Here is a 21,951-nt window from a genome sequence, read left to right as displayed (position 1 = left end):
GCGGCTAGCTCAGCTCGCGCTGCAGACGCTTGCTGACCTTGCCGACCGCGGTGTACGGGAACTCGGCGACGACCTCCACGACGTCGGGGAGCTTGAACGTCGCGAGACCCTTGTCGCGCAGGAACTGCCGCAGCTTGGCCAGGGTGAGCTCGGCCGAGCTCTCCGGCGTCCGGGGAATCAGGTACGCCTTGATGCGTTCGCCGAGAACCTCGTCGTCGACGCCGACGACGGAGACGTTGTGGACGCCGGTGTGCGTGAGCAGCGCGTTCTCCAGCTCCTCCGGCGCGATCTTCTCGCCGCCCCGGTTGATCTGGTCCTTCGACCGGCCCACGACCCTGATGAACCCGCGCTCGTCCCGCTCGACGATGTCACCGGTGCGGTAGTAGCCGTCGCTGGTGAACGCCAGCGCGTTCTGCTCGGGGTTGCGGTAGTACCCGCGGATCACCGACGGTCCTCGCGTCAGCAGGTGACCAGGTGCACCTGGTGGCACGTCGTTGCCCTCGTCGTCGATGACGATGCACTCGTCGGCCGCCGAGGCCGGCCTGCCCTGGTACCGCACGCTGGTGGCCCGGTCGACGTCGGCGGGATTGCTGACGACGAGACCCTCACCCATGCCGAAGCTCTGCGACAGCTGCACGCCGAACTCCGGTTCGACCCGGCTCGCCACGGACTCGGTCAGCTTCGCGCCGCCGCACATGAGCGTCTTCAGGCTGGAGAGGTCGTAGCGCTTGCGGAGCGAGGAGTTCAGCCAGGCCAGCAGGATCGGGGGCACCAGCGAAGCGCGGGTCACGCCGTGCTTCTCGATGAGCGGGAACGCCGTGTCGGGGCTGCCGTTCGGTGCGATCACGATGGTGGCGCCCACGCTGAACGCGCCGAGGAACCCGGGCGAACGCGTCGACATGCTGTGGCAGATCGGGATCACCAGCAGATGCACGGTGCGCTCGGTGATGCCGCGCTCCCCAACGCTGCGCCGCAGGGCGTAGCCGTACGTCTGGTGGGTGTGCGGCATCAGCTTCGGGACACCCGTTGTGCCGCCGGACATCTGCAGCAGAGCGACGTCCTGCGGGCTGCACCGGCGCGCGTGCTCGAGCGATCCCTTCGACTGCAACGCCTTGTACTCGGCGCCGCCGCCGTTGGGGTCGAGGACGACGGTGTGCTCCAGGTTCGGCCACCGCTGCTTCAGGTCGGCGGCCATCGCGGCGAGATCGGTGCCGCTGTCCGAGGCCACCGTGATGTAGGCACGCGCCTCGGTGATCTCGACGAAGTGCTCGATCTCGGCGCGGCGGTGCGCGACGGGGGCGACGACGGGAACCGCCCCGAGCTCCCACAGGGCGAAGACGATGGCGATGTACTCGTAGATGTTGGGCAGGTGCACCACCACCCGGTCGCCCCGGCTCAGCCCCAGGTCCTGCAGACCGGCGGCGAGGCGCAGGACCTCGTCCGTGAGCTGCGCATAGGTCAACTCGGCCTTGCGGTCGATGACGGCGAGCTTGTCGGGACAGCGTTCCGCGGTGGCGAACAACAGCTCCGGCAGCGTCTGATCGCGCCAGTACCCCTTGGCGACGTACTCGGCTGCCGTCTCCGGCGGAAACGGAACGACCCCGTCAAGCGCCAGCGGTTCGATGCTCATTGGTTTCCCTTCGAGGAGCTGCCTCCCAGCCCGTGAAGGGAAGGCTACCCTAAGGTTTCCGTGATGAGCGGTGATGGATTCGCCACAAAAAGTGCACGGTGTCGATCACTCATCTGGCCGGCCGAGCCGGGCTCGCGCCGCCGCTGCCAGAAGACGGCAACGTGGCCCCCATCGATCGACCGGGGGCCGGAGTTCTTGTAGCGCCAAGGAAAGCGTCCGGCTTCGCGATCGCGTCGAGCGCCGGTTCCCGTTGACTGGTGGTCAGGCGCCGGGTCACCTCGTCGAGGTGCCCGTGCGCCGCCATCACCACTCCTCGTCGCACGAGCTCCAGCCAGCTCCTGCAACGATGCGTGCGCGGTCTGTCGATGCCCTGTTGTCGTTTCGGGTCAGCCCAGGTCGAGCACGGCGTCGAGTCCGACCGTCACTCCGGTGAGGTTCGAGACGGCGCGCAGCGAGGTGAGCACGCCGGGCATGAGGGACTCGCGCGTCACCGAGTCGTAGCGCAGCCTCAGGATCTCGCCGTCGATGCCGAACAGCACCTCCTGCGACGACATGAACCCGCGGACTCGGACCGAGTGCACGGAGACTCCCTCGATCTTCCCGCCGCGCACGCCGTGGGGGTCGAGGTAGGTCGCGTCGGGCGACGGGGCGCACCCCGCTTCGGCGCGGGCGCGACCGATCAGTTCGGCCGTGTGCTGCGCCGTTCCCGACGGCGCGTCCACCTTGCCGGGGTGGTGCATCTCGATGATCTCGACAGACTCGAAGTACGGGGCGGCCTTCGTGGCGAACCTGGTCATCAGCACCGCGCTGATCGAGAAGTTCGGAACGACGAACACGCTGACATCACGGTGGTCGACCAGCGCGTCGCGGATCTGCTCCACCGACCGCTCGTCGAAGCCGGAGCTCCCCACCACCACGTTGAGCCCGTGCTTGATGCACCAATGGACCTGCTCGTGGGCAACGTCCGGCGGCGAGAAGACGAGCACGACATCAGCGTTGTGGTCGAGGATGTCTTGCACGTCGTCATCAATGTCGATCTCGGCAACCACGGTCAAGTCGGAGCTGGCTTCCATGGCGCGAACCGAAGCCACGCCCATCCGCCCGCGAGCCCCCAACACAGCAACTCGAGTCATATGGGTAGCCTAACCTACGTTGACTGACCGGCTCTAGTGCTCTGGGTCTCACGGGATGGGAACCGCGAGCGTGCGGATCTTGCCACGGCGTGCAAGGCCCTGCGTCGCGAGGCGCGGTGGAGCACCGTCAATCCGGTCGTCGAGTTCGCATGGCCGTCCGATGTGCGAACGGATGCTCGCTTGTCGCGCCGGCTGGAGCCGGGGGAGGGGCCCGGCGAGCCGTCTGTCCACAAAGGACTTTTTTGAGCGCTGCGCATGGACGAGGAGTCGGGCGACCGCTCAACGCGACCTCGGACGCAATCGCGCTGTGCCAGGCGTTCGCGGCTCTCTAGTCGGTGGACCAGGCGCCCAAGGCGTTGATGGCGGCGTCGATGAGGGTGGAGTCGGTCGGGGCGCGCTCGATGGTGCTGCGGTAGTACATCGGTCCGATGGTCATGGCGGCGGCGTCGCGGCTGGGAAGCGCGAGGACGATCTCGCCGCGTGTCCGGGCGTCGTCGAGGACTGCTGCCAGTCGTGCGGTGAGGATGCCGGCGAACTGTGCGCGGCGGGCGTCCATGGTCTCGTCCCAGAGCGCTGTGTTCGCCAGGGTGGTGGACACGGCGCGTACGTCGTCGAGCTCCAGTTGCCGGGCGATCGCGGTGAGCTCCCGGTGGAGCCAGTCGCGCGTGGGGACGGTGGGCTTGTCGAGGAACGGCATCGGGACGGTCGCCATGGCCTCGACCAGAAGCGGTTCGGGCCGAGGCCAGTGGCGGTACACCGTCGCGCGCCCGACGCCCGCGCGTTCGGCGACCTGCACGTGGGTCACGGCGGCCGGGCCGCTTTCCAGCAGGAGCTCGCGGGCGGCGTTGAGGATCGCCTCGCGGCTGCGCTGGAACCTCGGGTCCGTCTCGTTGGTCACGCGCCGATCTTATGAGACAAGTTGACTTGTAGCGACCTCGGCGAGCATGATTCGAAGTATGAGACAAGATGTATCGCAGAAGACCGTCGCCGTTCTCGGTGCGACGGGAGCCACCGGTCGGCAGGTGGTCTCGACCGCTCTGCGGCGTGGGCACCGCGTGGTCGCGCTGGTCCGCCGGGCGGGATCGTTCGCGCCGGCCGAGAGCCTTCACGAAGCGGTCTGGCCCGAGGTGGCGGACGCCTCGACGCTCACCCGCGCCCTGGCCGGCGCCGACGTGGTGATCAGTGCACTGGGCGGTGCGGAGAAGGGGCCGACGACGGTGTGCACCGACGGCATCAGGTCCGCGGTCACCGCCATGAAGGCGTCCGGGGTGCACCGCTTGATCGCTGTCAGCGCGCACGGCGTGCTCGAGACGCACGACAAGTCGCTGTACTCGGTGGCGGTGTGGGCGAACGTGGCCGACAGGATGCGCGACAAGGAGACGATGGAGCCGCTCATCACCGCGTCCGGTCTGGAGTGGACGATCGTGCGGCCGCCCAAGCTGTCGGACCACGACGCGATCGGGAAGCACAAGACCGGCACCGACCTGCGCATCCGGTTGTGGAGCTCGATCGGGCGTGCCGACCTCGCCGCCTTCCTCGTCGACGAGGCCGAGAACTCCCGCTACGTCCACGCCCACCCGCGGATCACCCGATGAACGCCGCCGTGCCCGACCTGACGGGCAAGGTCGCCGTCGTCACCGGCGCGACCGGGGGCATGGGACAGGTGATCGCCACCGACCTGGCCCGCGCCGGTGCGCACGTGGTCACCGTCGCTCGCGACCCCGCACGCGCCGATGCCTTGTGTGCCCACATCGGCGCGACGGACCGGGTCGACGTCGTCGCGGGAGACCTGTCGCTCCGCGCGGACGTCGTGGCCTCGGCGGAGACCATCCGGGATCGCTACGACCAGATCCACATCCTGGTCAACAACGCCGGTGCGCACTTCTCGGAGCATCGCGTCTCGGCGGACGGCATCGAGATGCACGTGGCCCTCGACTACCTGGCCGCCTACGGCCTCACCACGTTGCTGGACGTGCCGTTGCGCCGTGGCCGGGCTCGCGTGGTGAACGTCGCCAGCGACACGCTCAACGACACCCGGCAGGTCAAGCTGGCAGGCAGGCCACGTCCCGCCACTGTGGACCTCTCCGGTGTCGAGAGCCTCGCGGAACTGAACCCCGCCAACGGATTCGTGCCGTTCGAGGCCTACGCCCGGGCGAAGCTCATGACCGTCACCGCCGGCTACGCCCTCGCTCGTGTCCTCGCCGGCGACGGAGTGACCGTCAACGCGCTGCATCCGGGGATCGTCGCCACCGGCATCATCGACGACCTGGTGCCTGCGTTCCTGCGTCCCGTCGGCACGCTGATCCGCCGCGGCCTGCTCACTCCCGCTGAGGGTGCGAGGAGTGCGATCCGGCTGGCCACCGATCCCGCCCTCGCGGGTGTGACCGGCCGGTACTTCAACCGCGACACCGAGTCGGCCACCCCGCCGGTGTCGCACGATCGGTCCGTCCAGGAGAAGCTCCTGGCGCTGAGCCACGCCCATCTCGCCGCCTGAAAGCGAGTCCTGCCACCGCGGTCGGCTCTCGGTGCTCGCGCGGGTGGTGCGTGCCTGGCCGGCGGTGACGACGGCCATCAGGCGCGTGCGGTCGCTCAGCCCTACCTCTGGTCGTCCTTGGAGGCGGGCTGGTCGCACGGGGCGGGCGTCGAACCGAGGGCGTCGAGTTGTCGTTGTACCCGCGCGGCGTCGTCGTCGCGGCCTTGGTCCCGGTACAGCTCCAGTGCCTCCTGCCACACCAGGCGGGCCTGCTCGTCCTGTCCGAGCGCGGCGTGGGGATGGCCGAGGTGATCGAGCGTGGTACCGACCAGGTAGGTGTGGCCGAGAGCGCGGTACGAGGCGAGGGCCTGGCGGTAGTGCTCGATGGACTGCCGGTGGTCGCCGGTGCGGTGGACGATGAACCCGAGACTGTCCAAAGTGGCCGCCTCACCCTCGGGATCGTCGTGACGCCGGAACAGGGTGAGGGCGGCGGAGCAGTGGTCCAGGGCGCTGCCGAAGTCGCCCAGACGCGCGGCGAACCAGCCCACGATGTTGTGCGCCTCGGCCTCCCGCACCGGCTGGCCGAGGGTGAGGTAGAGGTCGAGGGCGTGCCGGGCGTGGTCCAGGGCCCTCCGGTCGTCCTCCCTCTCACCCCAGGCGCGTGCGAGCATCTGGTGGGTGTGCGCCTGTTCGGTGGGGTCGTGGTGGTGCACGGCCAGGGCGACGGCCTGTTCCAGGTGTTCGATGGCCTCCTCGTGCAGGCCCAGCTGGGTACAGGCGTCGCCGAGGTAGCGGTGGGCGCGGCTGCGGGCGGCGGGCTGGGGCAGGTGAGCGGCGGCGTCCAGTGCGGCCCGCCACGCGGTGACCGCGTCGCGCAGGTGGCCCCGCCGGTAGTGGAACGGGTGCAGTGCCCGGGCGAGGTGCCAGACGACGTGGTGGCGACCGAGAGCGGTGGCGGCGCGTTGCGTGGCCAGCAGGGTGGCGTGCTCGGCCTGCAGCCAGGTCATCGCGGACGCGGCGTCGGGCAGCGGGTGCGGCCGGACGCCGGGCGTGGGTGGCTCGGGGTGCGGGAGCGTGCGGACGGGGTCCAGAAGCCGTGCGGCGGCGACGGCGGTGTGCAGGTGGAAGTCCATCACCCGCACCAGGGCTGCCTCCCGCACGTCGCCGGGCAAGTGGTGGGCTGTGGTGGCGGCGTAGGCGCGGACCAGGTCGTGCATCGCGTACCGGCTGTCCGGCCGCCTTTCCAGCAAGGACGCCTCCTCCAACACGGACAGCGCCTTGCGCGCGCGGGCGGGAGACAGGCCGGCGAGGGCTGCCACGGCGGGCAGGGTCGTATCAGGACCAGGGGCGATTCCCAGCAACCCGAACACGGTGCGTTGTTCGTCGGTGAGCCGGTGCAGGGACCACGACAGGACAGCGGGCAGGCTGGCGGCCGGATCGGTGTCGTGGTCGAACATCTCCAACCCGAACTCGAGCAGCTCGGCGGCGACCTCGGCCAGCGGGAGGCCGGGGCGGGCGGAGGCTTGGCGGGCGGTGATCGACAGAGCCAGCGGATAGCTCCCGCACAACGCGACCAGCTCGTCCACGGCGTCGGCCTCCGCGGCGACGCGGTCCGCGCCCAGACGTGCGGCCAGCAGGGCACGCGCCTCGTCCTGCGTCAGGACGTCCAGCGTCAGGCCGCGCGCACCGTGCCGATCGAGCAGCGAGGCGAGCCGGGCGCGGCCGGTGACCAGCACGGTGGAGCCCGGGGTGCCCGGCAGCAGAGGGACGACCTGCTCCGCGGTGGCGGCGTTGTCCAGCACGATCAGCATCCGCCGGCCCGCGACCAGGCTGCGGTAGAGCGCCGCCTGGGCGTCCAGGTCGGTCGGTACGCGGCCGGGATCGACTCCGAGGGCGTCGAGGAACCTGCGCACCGCCGCCTCGGAGGTCATCGGTTCCTGCGTGGGGCTGAACCCGTTCAAGTCCACGAACAGCTGCCCGTCGGGGAACCGTTCGGCGTGCAGGTGCGCCCACGTCAGGGCGAGCCACGTCTTGCCGATTCCGCCGGCCCCGCCGATCGCCGTGATCACCACCGCGGTGGCTGCTCGTGTCACGGAACCGTGCGGCGGTTCGACGGTCAGCGCCTGGTCCAGGCAGGCCAGTTCGGCACCGCGTCCGGTGAACCACCGTGGTGGCGCGGGCAACTGCCGGGGCACCGGCCGTTCCGCGTCCGTCGCCGGTCGCTTGTCGGTCGCCGTCTTCTCGAACGCCTCCGCGGAGGGCGTGATGAGGGCGGGGTCATCGGCGAGGATGCGCCGGTGCAGGTCCTGCACGGCGACGCCGGGTTCGATGCCCAGTTGTTCGATCAGCCTGGTGTGGAGTCGGCGATAGTGGGCGAGCGCGTCGGTCGTGCGTCCGGCTCGGTGCAAGGCGAGCATGAACTGGACGGCGACGCGTTCGTCCACGTCTTCCTGTTCCACCAGCCCGAACAGCTCGGGCAGCACCTCGGTGTGCCGGCCGCGGCGCAACGCCACGTCGACGCGGTCGAGCCGGGCGGCGAGGTGCTCCCGCTCGAGGCCGGTGCGCTCGGCGGCCAGCCAGGGGGTGTCGAGGCCGCTGAACGGCTCACCCCGCCACAGCGCCAATGCCTGGTCGAACAAGCCGAGAGCGTGCTCGTCGTCCGCACCACGGGCGCGCGTGAGCAGGTCGCGGAATCGGAGCACGTCCACGACGTCCGGATCGGCGAGCAGGACGTAGCCGGTGGAGCGGCGTTCGATGCCGATGCCCGCCGGTGCCAGCAGCAGACGCAACCGGGACAGGTAGTTCAGCAGAACCTGCCGGCTCCGCAACGGCGGATCCTGCGACCACACCCGCTCCAGCAGCCGGTCCACCGTCACGACCTGGTTCGCCTCCACCACCAGCACCGCGAACACACACCGCTGCCGCGCGTGCCCCACCTCGACCCGCCGGTCCCCGATCCGGACCCCGACCTCTCCCAAGACCTGAAGCGCAACCACCACGACTCCCTCTGCCGCCGTCCGGCGCACGTTCCCCGATGGGGATTCGATCGCAAACGCGCCCGTCCGGGGACGTTTCGCGCCGACGCGACCCAAAAAGTTGTGGGTGACCGTCATCGACACCGTCCCGGCGATGATGTCGACCGCGAACGGATCTCGAGTTCTGACATGAACACCGACGCAACGCTGTCGGAGCCGGCGGGGACTTCCAGGTGTGAGAACCACTGCGGAGCGAGAGCGGGAGCGTCACATGCGGGCAGAGCCCGAGAACGACGGCGAGGAGGACGACCAGGCGCTGTGGGAACGAGCAGCGGGCGGCGACGTCGACGCCTTCGGTGACCTTTTCCGCAGGCACTCGAGCGCGGTGTGGAACCACGCCTACCGGTTGACCGGCTCGTGGTCGGCGGCGGAGGACCTGACCTCGGCGGCGTTCCTCACCGCGTGCCGCCGGATCGGCGGGCTGACGCTGGTCAACCGCAGCGCACGCCCCTGGCTGTTCGCCGTGATCGGCAACCTGGCCCGCAGGGAACGCCGCGGGCGAGGGCGGTTCGCGGCGGCGCTGGCCCGTCTTCCGAGGAGCGGGAGCGTCCGAGACCACGCCGACGACGTGGCGGGCAAGGTCGATGCGGACCACCGGCTCCGCCAGGTGCTCGACGCGGTGGCCGAGCTGCCCAGGGCCGAGCGCGAGGCCGTCGAACTCTGCCTGGTGGGCGACCTGTCCACCGCGGAGGCCGCGGCCGTGCTCGGCGTCACCGAAGCGAGTGTCCGTTCGCGGATATCCGTGCCCGCGGCCGGCTCCGCGCCACCACCCCGATCGCCACGACCACCGAGGAGCGGTGATGGACGCCGACATCGATCTGCCCGCGGACCGTCCCATGCCCGTTGAGCTCCGGGAACGCCTGTGGGAGCGGCTCAGGCCGGAGGTGGCGGCCTCCCTCACCGGCAGGGGTCGCCGTTCGGTCGTGCTGCCGCTGTCGGCGGCGGCCGTCGTAGGGGTGCTCGTCGCCGGAGGTGTGCTGGTGCTGGGCCAGGACGACCCGTCTCGCCGGGTGGTCCCCGCCTCCGACCCGGCCGACGTGCGGCTCGCGCACGACTGCGTCGCCACCACCGCGGCCTCCGGGGGCGAGGTGCCCGACCCGGAGAGCTGGACGCCGGGCGTCAAGATCGACGCGAGCACCGGCTCCGGCAACGGCGCTCCCTGGCCGGAGTTCCTGATGATCCGCAACGCGAGGGCTGCGGCGGTGTGCCTGGTCGCCGGCAGCTCGACCGGTGGCATCACCGGCGCCGACGCGGCCGAGATGCGAGGTCGCGGCAAGCACGGCTACGCCACGCTCACCGCCGCGCGCCCGTTCGACTACACGGACGCCTGGAACTTCCTCGACGGCACGAGCATCCAGTTCGGGATCACGACCGACGACGTGGTCGCGGTGTCGGTGGTGAGGGAGGACGGCACCGTGACGCCCGCGCTGCTGCACGACGGCACCTTCGCGGTGAAGATCGACCGCGGCGAGTTGTGCGGCAGGTCCGGCGACCCCGGCGCGACGCCCGCGGCGAGCAACGTCCTGCGGGCGACGCTCCGCGATGGCCGGGCCGTCGAAGGACCGCTGTGCAAGCCCGCAGGGTAGGCGCCGCCCGGTCTGCTGCGCACGAAGTGTCCATCCACATGCGACAGACAGGTCACCCGTGCCTTCGACGAACCACCCGATCAGGCGGTTTGGGCTGGGGGGTTGCGCGTCGGAGCATCTGATGCCGCAGCTCATCGGCAGGCTGACGTCACGGCGACCGATGACGTGTGGAAGGAACAACGACCCGATGATCCGGATTCTGCCGACCAAGGACCAGCGAGTGCGAGTGACGTGGGCGCTTCCCCGGCACGAGCCCCCGGGGCCGGTGAGCGTGGTCGGTGACTTCAACGACTGGACGCCGGGAGTGACCGCACTCCGGGCTCGTTCCAACGGCAGCCGCTCCGCCACCGTCGTCGTGGCGCCGGGCACCACCCTCCGGTTCCGCTACCTCGGCCCCGACGGTCACTGGTTCGACGACGAGGACGCGGCGGCGCGCGATGACCACGGGTGCCTGATCGTCGTGTGACGGCAACAAAAGCGCCGAGACGGTCTCAACCGGCCGGCAGCTCACCTCGGCGTCGCCGACCTCATCGCCTGAACCTCCGGCAGGGCACGCCCGGCCGGAGGTGCGGCGATGAGGTCCACAGCGTCATGGCGCCTTGATCAGCTCCGAGGCTCGTCCTCGGTCGCGCCGATCGGCTCCAGGTCGTCCGGAGCGGGCATGTGACGGATGCTGTCACTGCCCTTGTGGTCGTGGGCGCGGCTGTACTGGGAGTCCAGCACCCTTCCCAGCTTGTGCGCCGCACCGGCGTACGCGTCGTCCACGGTGGTCGCGTGGTGGGTGACCGCGACCGGCTGCTTGCCTCCCGGACGCGCCTCGATCACGCACTTCTTGTCGTCCGGCTTGCCGCCCCCGTCCTCGCTGAGGTGCACCTCCACGCGGGTCAACCATCCGCTGAACCGGGACAGGCTGCTTTCCAGGTCGGTGGACACATAGGTGGCCAGTCGTTCGCCACCGTGGATGTTGTGGTCGGTGTTGACCTGGATCTGCATGAGCACCCTCCGAAACGGGACAGAAATGGTTCTGGTCGGTACCACCGGAGCGGCCTGTTCAAACGCGGCGGCGTTGCGCACCACCCTGCCATGACCGTCGCCCGGTCGCTCGGACCTGTCACGGACGCAGGAGGATCTTGCCCTTTCGGCCGGGAGCCGCGTTGCCCCGCGCGGCCTCGGCGATCTCCTCCAGCGGGTAGACGTGCTCGACCGGCAGGGTGAGCGTGCCCGAGGCGATGCCCGTGACCAGCTCACCCAGCAGGGAGGCCCGCTTGCCGGCCTCCATCGCGGGAAAGACCTTGCTGCCCCAGAAACCGGTGACGGTCACCTGTTTGAAGATCACGTCACCCGAGCCGATCTCGAGGGTGGGGGAGGCCATCGCGCCGAACACGACGAGCCGGCCGCCCTCGGCGAGCAGTGAGACGACGTCGCCCGCGGCCGTGCCGCCGACGGAGTCGACCCCGGCCTTGATCGGGGCGTCGCCGACGATCTCGCGGACCCGGTCGCGCCAGCCGTCGTCGTCGGTGGCGACGACGTCGCCGATGCCCTGCTCGCGCAGTTCGGCCACGCCGTCGGCGCGGCGCACGAGGCCGAGGACGTGGACGCCGCGGGCCGCCGCCAGCTGGGCGACGAGCCTGCCGACGGCTCCGTTGGCGGCGTTCTGGACGAGCCAGTCACCCTGGGCGAGATCCAGTGAGTCGAGCAGCGCGATGGCGCTGAAGGGCATCGACACCAGCTGGCTCGCTGCCTCGTCACCGATGGCGTCGGGAACCGGGATGAGCGTCTTGGCGGGCGCGACCACGAGCTCGGCCCAGGCGCCGAAGGTGCCGCCGGAGACCCGCTGGCCCACGGCGAGGCCGTCCACGCCCTCGCCGAGCGTCTCGACGACCCCGACGAACTCGGTGCCGGAGCGTGCGGGCATCTCGGGCTTGAACCCGTAGGTGCCGCGCACGGTCCACAGGTCGTGGTTGTGGATCGGGGAGAGCAGCACCCGCACCAGGACCTCTCCGGGACCGGGTTGCGGAGCGGGCACCTCCCGCACTTCGAGGACCTCGGCGGGGTCACCGAACTTCTGCTGGACCAGTGCGCGCATGACGAGCCTTTCCGTAGGAGCGAGGGACGAGTCCCTGCTCCGACCTCACACCATGCGCAGCGAGGTCGCACCCCAGAACAGCAGAACGACGGAGTAGGCCACGAACAACCACCCCGCCGTCGTGCGGGAGCATCGGGCCTTGCGTCGCAGCAGCCGCGCGACCCCCAGCCAGGCCAGCGCCAGGAGTCCCGCCAGCGGGGGCAGCGCCAGCAGACCCCGGGCACCCGCGAACAGACCCGCCCAGTAGTCGAGGGGCAGCGACACGTCGAACGCGATGCTGCTCGGCACGCCGACCATCAGCGCCACGACGCCCCAGACGGCCGAGACGGTCGTCCAGCGCGATCGCGCGCCGGCCGAGAGCGTGCGCCAGTTCACCAGCGTCACCCCGGTCGCCGCGACGGCGCCGCCGCAGAAGAGCCAGCCCACGACCGTCGAGACGACGGGAACGGGCCCCACCAGGTCGCCGAGCACCGGCAGCAGCAGCTCCCACATCAGGAAGTGCCCGCCGACGACCGCGACGACGGCCCCGATGGCGAGCCAGGCCTGAGTGCCCTGCGTCTGGCGCTCCCACCAGGTGCGCTCCGCGTGGCCGCGGGCGGCTCGGGACGCGGCGTCCAGCATCGCGCCCTCCCTGGCCTTCCTGGCCTCGCCCGCGGACACACGGCCCGCGCTGTTGCGCCGCCGCTGCGCCTTCGACCGCCCCGCTCGTCCCCGTCCCACGACGGCAGCCTAGTTCGACCGCGATCACGCCGACCCCGGTGACCTGCGCCCGCTCGGACGCCGTGTATCGGCGATGTATCGGCCGTGTATGTCACCCCCGGACGCTGGGGGAGCAGTGCAGACATGCGAAAAGGGGATCTCATGCGGTTCACGAAAGTCACGGTCGCTGCCATCGGCCTGCTCGGTGCGGCCCTGATCGGCACCGCCGCTCCGGCCGGCGCGGCGAGCGGGGAAGCGTTCAGCCCGAACGTCGGGATCGCGCAGCCGTGGCTCGCCGACTCGGCCACCACGTCCGCCGCCGAAGGCGACGTCAGCATCCAGCAGACGGCGGACGGCGCCATCAAGTGGATGGCCGACCGCCGCGGCAGCACGGCGTACGAGGGCTACTGCGAGCGCGCCGTCCGCCTGGCGTGGAACCGCTCGACGCACCACGCGTCGGCGATCGACCACTGGCGGTCCTCGGACGGCGCCCGCCACACCACCGGCACGCCGCCCAGGGGAGCGTTCGTCTTCTGGAACATCAGCCAGTACGGCCACGTGGGCATCGCGGACGGCAACGGCGGCTTCTGGTCGACCAGCGTCGGCGGCAAGATCGGTCACCCCGGTTCGCTCGGCTACTTCAACAACTACCTGGGCTGGAAGTACGGCAACAGCAACTGATCCAGTGACTCCGCCGCGCGGGCGAGTGCTCGCCGCGCGGCGGGTTCGCCTTCCCGGTTCCCGGTGCGGCGGTAGGTTTCCAGCGACTGCAGCAGGAGGTCGTGCGCCTCCTGCGGGTGGCCGTTCGAGATCAACGCCTCGGCCAGCTCGACCTGGGCGAACGCCGTGCACCGCTCGTCGGTGAGGTCTGTCAGGATCGTCACGGCCCGGCGCGCGCTGACCAGCTCCTGCTCGTGCTCGCCCGTGCTGCGGTAGAGCGCGGAAAGCCGCACCAGCACGAGAGCTTCGCGGTGTGCGTCACCGAGGTCCGCGGCGAGCCGCCGGGCGTTCGTGAGCCATTTCCGCGCCTCCCGCGGCCTGCCGAGCGAGCCGTGGACCCCGCCGATCGACGCCCGCACGTGGGCGACGGAATGCAGATCGCCCGCGAGCTCCAGCAGCCGCAGACCTTCGGTGTAGAACTCCATCGAGCGCTCGTACTCCGCCCGCAGCCGGTACACCACGCCGATGCCCGCGAGGGAGACGCCCTGGCCGCGGTCGTCGCGCAGCGAGCGGTAGAGCTCCTGTGCCGCAAGCAGTCCCTGCTCGGCCTCCGTGAACTCACTGCGGTAGATGTGCACCTGGGAGATGCCGCGCAGCAACGCCGCCTCGCCCGCCCTGTTGCCCGCCGCGCGAACACTCCGCAACGCCCGCGCGTGCGTGCGCGCCCAGTCCTCGTAATGGCTGTGCAGGTCGAAGAACGGCACGCACGCCGCCGCGAGCTGCCACGCCACCTCGTCGAGGCCCGCGTCCGCCGCGATGTCGACCGCGCCGCACAACGTGCGCCGTTCCGCCTCGAACCACGCGACGGGCTCGGTGAGCAGGTGTTCCGGTGCCGCGACCGGGGCGACGTCGGCGATGGTGGTGCCGAACGTGACGGGCAACCGCCGTGCGGCCGTGACCGCGAGCCAGAGCCACGCGTGCAACGTCCGTTCCAGCGCGGCCCGGCCATCCGGCAGCGAGTGGTTCAGAGCGTGGCACCGCAACAGGTCGTGCAGCCGGTAGCGCGGCTGGCCGATGCCGTCCGCGCCGAAGGTCTCCAGCAGATGAGCGTCGACCAGCCCGTCCACGAGGTGCTCGGTGCCCGGTTCGTCGAGCAGGGGCTCGACCACCCAGCTCGGGAAGTCGTGCGGGCCGAGCAACGCCAGCCGCACGAACGCCTGGGACTCGGGCGGGGACAGCTGCCGGATGCTCAGGTCGAAGCTCGCCCGCACGGCCAGCTCACCGGAGGTGAGCTCGCGCAACCGCGTCGACTCGTCGACGAGCCGCTCCCGCAGCACCTGCATCGACCACCTGCCGCGCCCGGCCAGCCGCGCGCCCGCCACCCGGATCGCCAGCGGCAGGTGCCCGCACGCCTCCGCGATCGCCGCCGCCTCGCCGGGCTGGGCGCAGACCCGATCCGCGCCCGCGATGGCGGCGAGCAGCTCCGCCGCCTCCTGCGGGGAGAACGGTGACAGCTCCACCTGCAGTGCGCCGGGCAGCTCCGAGAGTCTGCGCCGGCTGGTCACCAGGACCGCGCAGCCCGCGTCGGCCGGGAGCAGGGGCACGACCTGGCTCACCGAGGCGGCGTCGTCGAGCACCACCAGCATCCGCCGACCGGCGAGCTTGGAGCGGAACAGCGAGGCTCGCGCGGTGACCTGCGCGGGCAGTCCGGCACCCGTGATCCCCATGGCGTGCAACAGTTCCGTGAGCACCTCACCCGGTTCGCGCGGGTGGTCGGAGGTGCCGCCGAGGTCGACGTAGAGCTGTCCGTCCGGGAAGTGGTCACCGACCTGGTGCGCCACCCGGATCGCGAGCGTCGACTTGCCGACACCGGGAGGCCCGGTCACCGCGGCCGGTGCGGAGCCCCGCCGCAGCGCCGTCGTCAGCACCGCGATCTCTCCCGCGCGGCCGCAGAAGTCGGACACCGTCGGCGGTAGCTGACGGAGGGGAGCGGATGCCGGTTCGTCGCGCAGCACCGCGAGCTGGGCCTCCCGCAGCGCGGATCCGGGCTCCAGCCCGAGCTCGCCGGTGAGCCGCACGCGCATGTCCGCGTAGACCTGCAACGCCTCGGCACGCCGGTTGTCCTGATGCAGGGCGAGCACGAGCTGCCCGCACACGCTCTCGCGGTAAGGGTGCTCCGCCAGCAACCCCCGGAGCTCCGGGATCGCCTCGGCGTGCTCACCCGAGGCCACCTGCAGCCCGAGCCGCTGCTCGGTCGCCGCGAGCCGGGCCTCGTCGAGCCGGGCGAGCGCGGGCGTCCACGCGTCGTGGTCCGGCAGGTCCTCGAGCGGCCGGCCACGCCACAGGCACTCCGCCCGCCGCAACAACCCCAGCGCCGCCTCGGGACGCCGGCGGGCCTCCGCGACGAGCTCGTCGAACATCAGCGAGTCGAGCTCGTCAGCCCCGAGCTCCAGGACGTAACCGGTGCCGTGGGTGCGCAGCCGCTCATCGAGCAGCCGCCGCAGCCGCCAGACGTAGGTCCGGACGTTCTGCACCACCGACCGCGGCCGAGCCGCGGGCCACAGGGCCTCGATCAGCTGGTCGAGCGAGACATCGGTGTTCGCGTGCAACGCGAGGTGCGCGAGCAAGGCCCGCTGTTTGACGCCCCCGAGACTCTCCCTGCGGCCGTCCCGCCAGACCTCCAGAGGGCCCAGCACCCGCACACTCACCCCGCTGATGGCTCCTCCGCTCCCCAGGACCTGCTCAGGTGTTCGTCCATCGGACGACGTCGGCGCCCGTCGCGTTCCGTCACGCCACGATTCCGGGGCGTGCGGGATCGACAACGCGGCGACGTGACGACTCGCCGTGTCGACTGGAAGGATGCTGATCTCCTGCTGGCGAAGGAGGCGGGCCGGCGTGGAAGACGAACTGATGGCCGAGGTGACGGCGGCTGTCCAGCGTGGGCGGGCAGGGGAGCGAGATGCCGCCCGCGCGGAGCTGGAGTCGATGTGGGCGGAGGTCGAGCACGGCGGGGGCGATGACTTCCACCGCTGCGTCATCGCGCACTTCCTGGCCGATCTGCAGGACACCCAGCACGACGAACTGATGTGGGACGAGCGTGCCCTCGCCGCGGTCCGCGGTGTGAGCGACGAGCGTGCCCAGCAGTTCGATCAGTCGTTGCGGGTTCGGGGGTTCATGCCGTCGCTGTACCTGAGTCTCGCCGATGACCATCGGCGGCTGGGCGACGCGACGAGCGCGCACGAGTTCCTCGAGAAGGCCCGGGCCACCTCTGACGCGCTGGGCGAAGATCCGTACGGCGAGCTGGTCAGGGGCATCCTGGGCCAGGTGAGGCGAGCGTTGGCCGAGGGCTCGACCGAGCCACTGCCCACCCCCTGACGTGGGAGGAGCTCACCACGCCGCGGCACCGGCGAAGGACGTCGGTGCGGGCTGGTACCCGAGGCGCGTTCGGGCGGCCGTGATGTCCAGCGTGCGCTCGCTGGCCAGGTGGCTGATGGCGTACCTGGTCAGGCGGGGAGGCTCGGCCCGGCCCGCCAGCCGCCAGACGGGCTCGACCACCGATGCCAGAGACCAGGCGAGCTTCAGCGGAAGGTAGCGGATCCGGACGTCCAGGCCGCGTTCCCGCAGCAGGTCTCTCAACGCGCTTTCCAGCACGACCGGCGAGGAGTCCGCCACGTTGTAGACGCCGGGTTCGCCGGCGCAGGCCAGCAGGCTGGCCTGCGCGAGGTTGTCGATCGACGTGAGCGACTGCAGCGCCTGCCCGTCGCCCGCGAGGAACAAGGTCCGGCCGCGGATCGCGCTCAAGATTCGTGGCAGCAGAATGGGGTCGCCCGGGCCGTAAACGGCATGGGGCCTGAGGACGACACTGTTCGGACGTGCCAGCACCAGCCCCTCCGCCTCGGCCTTCGTCGCACCGTAGTCGGTGAGGTAGCGACTCACCGGGGCCGCGGACTCGGCCGCCGAGACGGTCGGCTCGAACGGGTCGTACACGCTCGCCGACGACATGTGCACGAACCGTGCGTCGGGGAAGGTCTCCAGGACGCTTCGCGTACCGGCGACGTTCACCCGCCAGATCTCCGCCCGAGAACCCCAGTCGGTCACGGCGGCGGCGCAGTGCACCACGGCGTCGACGACGGGCGGATCGATCAACGGCCCCGCCGTGATGTCCCACGAACGCGACCCGTAGGCGTGCACCTGCCACCCCCGTGCTTCGGCGGCACGGCACACCGCCCCACCCACGAAGCCGGTCGCCCCCGTCACCGCGAGCCGCATCAGCGGGCCAGTCTCGCGCGGAGGGCGGATCGGTCGAGCTTCCTGGTGCGGCCCGACAGCGGCAGTTCCGGCAGGACCACGACCTCGTCGGGCAGGGCGTAGACGTCGATCAGGTCCGGCAGCGAGGCCTGGACCCGCGTGGCCAGTTCGGGACCGGCGTCAGGGGCGGGCACGAGTGCCAGCACGATCCGCTCGTCGCCCATCTCGTCCGGCACGCCGATCATGACGGCCGCCGCGACCCCCGGCAGGCGGGAGATGGCCGGTTCGTACAGGCCGGGATACACGTTGGTTCCCTTGCGAAGGATCATGTCCTTCTTCCGGCCGGTGAGCACGATCAGGTCGCCCTCCAGACGAGCCAGGTCGCCGGTGGCGTGCTCGGTCAACGGTGGCGATCCCAGATATCCGCGGCACAGGTTGGGTCCGGACGCCATCAGCTCCCCGTCCTCGGCGACGCGTACCCGCACTCCTGGCAGCGGCCGGCCGAGGAGGTCGCCGTCGTGCGCGAGCTTCTCCTCGGCGGTCGCGATCGCGACCGGGAGGATCTCGGTCATGCCGTAGACGGCGAGCAGGTCGACCTCGGGCAGCGCGGCTCGTGCACGTCGCAGCAGAGGTGGCAGGACCGGTGCGGAACCCAGCAACACCTGGCGCAGCGACCGCGGCAGCGCCACCCCGCTGTCGAGGATCGCGGCCAGGTCGGAGGGCACCAGGAAGGTGTGGGTCGCGCCCTCCAGGCCTGCCGCCAGCGCGGCGGGCTCGGCGGCGGGCGCGAACCCGTAGGGCGGCATGGACCAGTGCGCGCCCGCGATGAGCGCGGGCAGTCCGAGCATCATCTGGTCGGTGTGCACACGGGAGTGCTCATCCAGCTCGCACCGCGTCGCCAGCACGGTCAACGCGGCCGCGAGCGAACCCCTGGTGTGCACGACGGCTTTCGGCTCGGCCGTGGTGCCCGAGGTGAACACGACCACGGCGTCCTGGTCCGGTTCAGGGTCGGGCAGCGGCGCGCCGGCGACCGGTTTCGCGAGCCTCCGCGTGGACACCGCGCTCAGCGGCACACCGGGCAGCCACGGCCCGGACCTGATGTGCCGCACCGGCAACGCGGTGTAGTCCGGCAGGAGCACGCCTCGGCGGCGAGCCAGGGCGCGCAGCGGGCCGGGTGCGCTGACCGCGTACAGCAGGGACTCGGCCGCCGCCCACCCCGGCCCTGCCAGTTCGGTGCGCCTCGCGAAGAGCTCCTGCCCGCCGCCGGGGTCGACGAACACCACCGTGCCGCCGGCCGCGACGGTGCCGAGAGCCAGCACGATCGCGTCGGGCCCCGGCCGCACCGAGAACAGCATCCGGCTTCCAGGCGTGAAACCCCTGGAGCGCAACCGATGCGCTGTGCCGAGCACGCGGTCGGCCAGCTCGGCGTAGGTCGTCGTCCTTCCGCGTCCGTCGGTCAGCGCGGGCCTGCGGCTGTGACGCCGGGCCGCCTCCAACACCCCGATCAGCAGGTCGTCAGCCACGGCGCACCACCAGTCTCGAGTAACAGGGGATCAGCACCCGCCGGGCGGCGCTGCGGTCCACAACGGACAAAGGGGCGGCGTCGAGCACGGCGCCGAGCACCGCGCGGATCTCCGCCTGGGCCAGCGGCATGCCCAGGCAGAAGTGCGGTCCCGCGCCGAACCACAGCTGCCTGATCTGCGGCGGGTGCCGGCGTTCTGGATCGAAGGACCCCAGCGCGTGGGCCGCGGAGATGGTCGCGATCACCACCCGGTCGCCTGCCCGGACCCGCACACGGCCGATCCGGGCGTCCGCGGCGACGCTGCGCAGCATCACCGGCGACGGCACGGTCACCCGCAACGCCTCGGCGACCGCGTCGTCGACCAGGCTCCTGTCCGCGGCCAGCCGGTCCAGCCAGCCGAAGTCGTGCAGCAACGCCACCAGGCGCGGCACGTACGACACCAACGTCTCGGTCCCCGTCAGCACGAACGCCGCCACCGCGCCGAGCGCCTCCTGCTCGGTCAGCCCGAGCTGCCGCATCCGGCCCGGCACGGTCGCCGGGTCGCCGTCGGCCCACGCCCGCGCGGCCGGCCGGGTGAGCACACCCAGCGACTGCCGGCACCGCAGCACCTGCGCGGGTGTCAGCGACCGGCGGCCCAGCCGGATCGCCGACGTGATCGCGGTTCCCGCCGCGTGCGCCGCCATCGCCTCGGACGGTTCCAGCCCGACCAGTTCGCAGATCACCGCGCCCACCAGCCGCCGCACGACGGCCACCAGGTCGACCGGACGGCCCGCTCTCAGCGCGTTGTGCAGCTCCTCCACCGGCGCGTCGAGGACCGTCCCGCACAGATCGGCCACGCTGCGCGGTGTGAACAGCCCGGACAGCCTGCGCCGAAGCTCGCCGTGCGCCGCGCCTTCCATGTTCAGCAACACGGTCGGGCCCACCACGGGCGTCCACAGGTCCGCGGGGGATCCGGGGCCGGTCTTGGTGAAGTGCGCCGGGTCGTTGAGCACTTCCTTCGCGAGAGCGGCGTCGCTGACCACGACCCCCACCCGCGGTACGCGGACCACCGGTGCGATGCGGCCGACGGCGCGGACCAAGGGGTAGGCGACCGGGTGCGCGGCCAGATGGAGCTTCCGCTCCCAGCTCATCGGATGTCCACGACGTCCGGCCGGTAGCGGTGGTCCGCGTACCAGGCCAGCGTTCTGCGCAACCCCCATGCCCGCGCCCGCCGCGACGAGCCGTGGACGACCACGTCCCGCCGCCGCGCGTACGCCCTGGTGTGCAGGCGAACGGCGTTGACGAGAGCGCGGTCCTCGTGCAGGTCCTCGATCTTCGACCGCGGGAACCCGCCGGCGAGCACGTACAGCTCGGCCGTGATCGCCATGTTGCAGCCGGGCGTCATCACGTACGGCCCCAGGTAGCGGGGATCTCGGTTGCCGGACCTCACCTTGCCGAACGCCGAAGCGACCTCGACGGCGACGACGAGCACCCACCGCGTGACAGCCCGAACCCCTTCGTCCTTGCGCGGCAGGAGCTGTCCCGACACCAGCCGGAGCCCGCTCCCCAGCGCTGCCTTGATCCGAGCGGTCCAGTCCGGTGCCGGCAGGCAGTCGGCGTCCGTGCGTGCCAGCCATCGCGCCCCACGGGCGACGGCGTGGCGCATCCCGGTGTCCGCCGCCGCGCCGGTGCCCTTCTGCGGCTCGTGCACGACTTCCAGCCGCAGTCCCGGGTTCTCCCCGTGGAACCGCCGCACCAGGTCCACTGTGGAATCGGTCGAGCCGTTGTCCACCACGACCAGCGTGAAGTCCAGGTCTTCCTGCGCCGCAAGGGATTCCAGCGTCGCGACGATGGAGCGTTCCTCGTTGTAGGCCGGCACGACCACCCACAGGCTCACAGGCGCACCACCACGAGCCCGAGGCTCACTCCACCGGCCAGGCCCACCAGCGCGACGAGATCGCCAGGACCGCAACGGCCCATGCGCTGCGCGGTGACCAGTTGCAGGGGCAGGCTCACGGACGCCACGTTGCCGTGCTCGGGCAGCGTCACCACCAGCTTGTCGCGCGGCACGCCCGCGCGCTCGGCGAAGATCCCCAGGTAGGGCAACGACACCTGGTGCACGCACGCCACCGCGAAGTCGTCCCACGTCAGACCGAGCCCGTGGAGCGTGTCGTCGAGGACGTCCCGGCCCAGGTGCAGGAACGCGTCCTTGAGCCGCGGACCGTCCATGTCGAAGTAGGTGAACTCCGGGTCGCGCGGATGCCGGGATCCGCCGCCGGGGAGGGTGCCGACGTCCCACCACGTCGAGTCCGCGGTGAACGCACTGCCCAGCACACCGGCATCACCGGCGGTGAGGAGCACGGCCGCGCCCGCGTCGGACAGCGTGTACCCCGGGAAGGCACGTCGGAACTGCGCCGGGTTCGCCACGTTCCACCGCACAGCCCGCGACGGCGCCTCACCGCTTGCGATCAGAACGGTGCGGTAACGACCTGTCGAGATCAAGGCGTCGGCGACCTCGATGGCGTTGAGCACGCTGTTGCACGCGTTCTTGACGTCCATCACGGGGCAGCGCAGGTCGAGCTTCGCCGCGACGATGTGGGCGGTCGCCGGCTCCACCATGTCCTGACTGGCGGACGCGAACAGGAGCAGGTCGACGTCCGCCGGCTCAGAACCCGTGTCCGCCAGCAGCTTGCGGGCTGCCGCCACCGCCAGATCGGATGCCTGCTCGTCCTCGCGCATCACGTGCCGTGACCGGATACCGGTCAACCGGCCGATGAGCCCAGGCGGGGGAGTGAACGGTCCCAAACGCCGCTCCACCTCGTCCGTGCTCAGCCGCTCCTCGGGCAGATGCACGGCTACGCCTGCCAAACGTGTACCCACTCCCGCACCTCCTGCGTGCA

Annotated in this window: 19 protein-coding genes and 1 pseudogene; 7 read left to right on the top strand and 13 right to left on the bottom strand. The window is 71.3% G+C overall.

What is annotated here, in order from left to right; translation table 11 throughout:
• Positions 1–4: 4 nt before the first annotated feature.
• From ACWF7A_RS07195 to ACWF7A_RS07185, 3 genes are all read right to left on the bottom strand, one after another.
• Positions 5–1,630: a (2,3-dihydroxybenzoyl)adenylate synthase gene (locus tag ACWF7A_RS07195; protein WP_452249533.1), complete on the bottom strand. Its 1,626-nt coding sequence runs from the start codon at positions 1,628–1,630 to the stop codon at positions 5–7.
• A gap of 386 nt (positions 1,631–2,016) precedes the next feature.
• Positions 2,017–2,763 (bottom strand): 4-hydroxy-tetrahydrodipicolinate reductase, encoded by a 747-nt coding sequence (gene dapB / locus ACWF7A_RS07190; RefSeq protein WP_452249532.1) that lies wholly within the window; start codon positions 2,761–2,763, stop codon positions 2,017–2,019.
• A gap of 328 nt (positions 2,764–3,091) precedes the next feature.
• A complete protein-coding gene (locus ACWF7A_RS07185; protein ID WP_452249531.1) occupies positions 3,092–3,661 on the bottom strand; it encodes a TetR/AcrR family transcriptional regulator in 570 nt (189 codons plus the stop codon).
• Between the two features lie 58 nt (positions 3,662–3,719).
• Here ACWF7A_RS07185 and ACWF7A_RS07180 point away from each other — a divergent pair, with 58 nt between their 5' ends.
• Both ACWF7A_RS07180 and ACWF7A_RS07175 read left to right on the top strand, forming a co-directional pair.
• Entirely contained in the window at positions 3,720–4,358 is a 639-nt protein-coding gene (locus tag ACWF7A_RS07180) for an NAD(P)-dependent oxidoreductase (RefSeq protein WP_452249530.1), read from the top strand.
• Complete coding sequence (locus ACWF7A_RS07175; RefSeq protein ID WP_452249529.1) at positions 4,355–5,257, top strand: SDR family NAD(P)-dependent oxidoreductase; 903 nt, start codon at positions 4,355–4,357, stop codon at positions 5,255–5,257. Before ACWF7A_RS07180 ends, ACWF7A_RS07175 begins: the two co-directional genes overlap by 4 nt.
• A 101-nt stretch (positions 5,258–5,358) precedes the next feature.
• Here the strand turns inward: ACWF7A_RS07175 and ACWF7A_RS07170 are convergent, their stop codons facing one another.
• A complete protein-coding gene (locus ACWF7A_RS07170) occupies positions 5,359–8,235 on the bottom strand; it encodes an AfsR/SARP family transcriptional regulator (protein WP_452249528.1) in 2,877 nt (958 codons plus the stop codon).
• A gap of 247 nt (positions 8,236–8,482) precedes the next feature.
• Here ACWF7A_RS07170 and ACWF7A_RS07165 point away from each other — a divergent pair.
• The 3 genes and pseudogenes from ACWF7A_RS07165 (at position 8,483) to ACWF7A_RS07155 (ending at position 10,323) form a co-directional block, all read left to right on the top strand.
• Positions 8,483–9,072: pseudogene (locus ACWF7A_RS07165) on the top strand (RNA polymerase sigma factor).
• Positions 9,072–9,857, top strand: coding sequence for a hypothetical protein (locus ACWF7A_RS07160; RefSeq protein ID WP_452249527.1), 786 nt, complete (start codon positions 9,072–9,074; stop codon positions 9,855–9,857). Before ACWF7A_RS07165 ends, ACWF7A_RS07160 begins: the two are co-directional and overlap by 1 nt.
• 187 nt (positions 9,858–10,044) lie before the next feature.
• A complete protein-coding gene (locus tag ACWF7A_RS07155; RefSeq protein ID WP_452249526.1) occupies positions 10,045–10,323 on the top strand; it encodes an isoamylase in 279 nt (92 codons plus the stop codon).
• Positions 10,324–10,460: 137 nt separating this feature from the next.
• Here the strand turns inward: ACWF7A_RS07155 and ACWF7A_RS07150 are convergent, their stop codons facing one another.
• The 3 genes from ACWF7A_RS07150 to ACWF7A_RS07140 form a co-directional block, all read right to left on the bottom strand.
• Positions 10,461–10,850, bottom strand: coding sequence for an HPF/RaiA family ribosome-associated protein (locus tag ACWF7A_RS07150; protein ID WP_452249525.1), 390 nt, complete (start codon positions 10,848–10,850; stop codon positions 10,461–10,463).
• A 118-nt stretch (positions 10,851–10,968) separates the two neighbouring features.
• Complete coding sequence (locus ACWF7A_RS07145) at positions 10,969–11,943, bottom strand: zinc-binding dehydrogenase (protein ID WP_452249524.1); 975 nt, start codon at positions 11,941–11,943, stop codon at positions 10,969–10,971.
• Positions 11,944–11,988: 45 nt separating this feature from the next.
• Complete coding sequence (locus ACWF7A_RS07140) at positions 11,989–12,663, bottom strand: hypothetical protein (protein ID WP_452249523.1); 675 nt, start codon at positions 12,661–12,663, stop codon at positions 11,989–11,991.
• A 141-nt stretch (positions 12,664–12,804) separates the two neighbouring features.
• Between ACWF7A_RS07140 and ACWF7A_RS07135 the strand changes: the two genes are divergently transcribed.
• Positions 12,805–13,323 carry a hypothetical protein gene (locus tag ACWF7A_RS07135; protein ID WP_452249522.1) on the top strand — a complete coding sequence of 173 codons (519 nt, stop codon included), beginning with the start codon at positions 12,805–12,807 and terminating at the stop codon, positions 13,321–13,323.
• Here ACWF7A_RS07135 and ACWF7A_RS07130 read toward each other — a convergent pair.
• Complete coding sequence (locus ACWF7A_RS07130; protein ID WP_452249521.1) at positions 13,290–16,010, bottom strand: BTAD domain-containing putative transcriptional regulator; 2,721 nt, start codon at positions 16,008–16,010, stop codon at positions 13,290–13,292. The genes ACWF7A_RS07135 and ACWF7A_RS07130 overlap by 34 nt on opposite strands.
• Before the next feature lie 187 nt (positions 16,011–16,197).
• Between ACWF7A_RS07130 and ACWF7A_RS07125 the strand changes: the two genes are divergently transcribed.
• Positions 16,198–16,677, top strand: a complete 480-nt coding sequence (locus tag ACWF7A_RS07125; RefSeq protein WP_452249520.1) for a hypothetical protein — start codon at positions 16,198–16,200, stop codon at positions 16,675–16,677.
• Positions 16,678–16,689: 12 nt separating this feature from the next.
• Here the strand turns inward: ACWF7A_RS07125 and ACWF7A_RS07120 are convergent, their stop codons facing one another.
• Genes ACWF7A_RS07120 through ACWF7A_RS07100 form a run of 5 tightly spaced genes read right to left on the bottom strand, consistent with a single transcriptional unit; the run spans position 16,690 to position 21,931 of the window.
• The gene (locus tag ACWF7A_RS07120; protein WP_452249519.1) at positions 16,690–17,571 is read right to left on the bottom strand and encodes an NAD-dependent epimerase/dehydratase family protein; all 882 of its coding nucleotides are present in this window, start codon (positions 17,569–17,571) and stop codon (positions 16,690–16,692) included.
• Positions 17,571–19,073 (bottom strand): class I adenylate-forming enzyme family protein, encoded by a 1,503-nt coding sequence (locus ACWF7A_RS07115; protein WP_452249518.1) that lies wholly within the window; start codon positions 19,071–19,073, stop codon positions 17,571–17,573. Before ACWF7A_RS07115 ends, ACWF7A_RS07120 begins: the two co-directional genes overlap by 1 nt.
• Complete coding sequence (locus tag ACWF7A_RS07110; RefSeq protein WP_452249517.1) at positions 19,066–20,202, bottom strand: cytochrome P450; 1,137 nt, start codon at positions 20,200–20,202, stop codon at positions 19,066–19,068. Before ACWF7A_RS07110 ends, ACWF7A_RS07115 begins: the two co-directional genes overlap by 8 nt.
• Positions 20,199–20,948: a glycosyltransferase family 2 protein gene (locus ACWF7A_RS07105; RefSeq protein ID WP_452249516.1), complete on the bottom strand. Its 750-nt coding sequence runs from the start codon at positions 20,946–20,948 to the stop codon at positions 20,199–20,201. The genes ACWF7A_RS07110 and ACWF7A_RS07105 overlap by 4 nt, the downstream gene beginning before the upstream one ends.
• Positions 20,945–21,931: a 3-oxoacyl-ACP synthase III family protein gene (locus ACWF7A_RS07100; protein ID WP_452249515.1), complete on the bottom strand. Its 987-nt coding sequence runs from the start codon at positions 21,929–21,931 to the stop codon at positions 20,945–20,947. The genes ACWF7A_RS07105 and ACWF7A_RS07100 overlap by 4 nt, the downstream gene beginning before the upstream one ends.
• Positions 21,932–21,951 lie beyond the last annotated feature (20 nt).

This window comes from Lentzea sp. NPDC055074 (assembly GCF_053608005.1).
This window is presented reverse-complemented; position numbering and strand designations above follow the sequence as displayed.

Excerpts from the sequence above, each read along its gene's own strand:
- ACWF7A_RS07180 (WP_452249530.1), top strand. The coding sequence starts at position 3,720 with ATGAGACAAGATGTATCGCAGAAGACCGTCGCCGTTCTCGGTGCGACG.
- ACWF7A_RS07120 (WP_452249519.1), bottom strand. The coding sequence starts at position 17,571 with ATGCGGCTCGCGGTGACGGGGGCGACCGGCTTCGTGGGTGGGGCGGTG.
- ACWF7A_RS07195 (WP_452249533.1), bottom strand. The coding sequence starts at position 1,630 with ATGAGCATCGAACCGCTGGCGCTTGACGGGGTCGTTCCGTTTCCGCCG.
- ACWF7A_RS07150 (WP_452249525.1), bottom strand. The coding sequence starts at position 10,850 with ATGCAGATCCAGGTCAACACCGACCACAACATCCACGGTGGCGAACGA.
- ACWF7A_RS07145 (WP_452249524.1), bottom strand. The coding sequence starts at position 11,943 with ATGCGCGCACTGGTCCAGCAGAAGTTCGGTGACCCCGCCGAGGTCCTC.
- ACWF7A_RS07175 (WP_452249529.1), top strand. The coding sequence starts at position 4,355 with ATGAACGCCGCCGTGCCCGACCTGACGGGCAAGGTCGCCGTCGTCACC.
- dapB (WP_452249532.1), bottom strand. The coding sequence starts at position 2,763 with ATGACTCGAGTTGCTGTGTTGGGGGCTCGCGGGCGGATGGGCGTGGCT.
- ACWF7A_RS07160 (WP_452249527.1), top strand. The coding sequence starts at position 9,072 with ATGGACGCCGACATCGATCTGCCCGCGGACCGTCCCATGCCCGTTGAG.
- ACWF7A_RS07135 (WP_452249522.1), top strand. The coding sequence starts at position 12,805 with ATGCGGTTCACGAAAGTCACGGTCGCTGCCATCGGCCTGCTCGGTGCG.
- ACWF7A_RS07110 (WP_452249517.1), bottom strand. The coding sequence starts at position 20,202 with ATGAGCTGGGAGCGGAAGCTCCATCTGGCCGCGCACCCGGTCGCCTAC.
- ACWF7A_RS07155 (WP_452249526.1), top strand. The coding sequence starts at position 10,045 with ATGATCCGGATTCTGCCGACCAAGGACCAGCGAGTGCGAGTGACGTGG.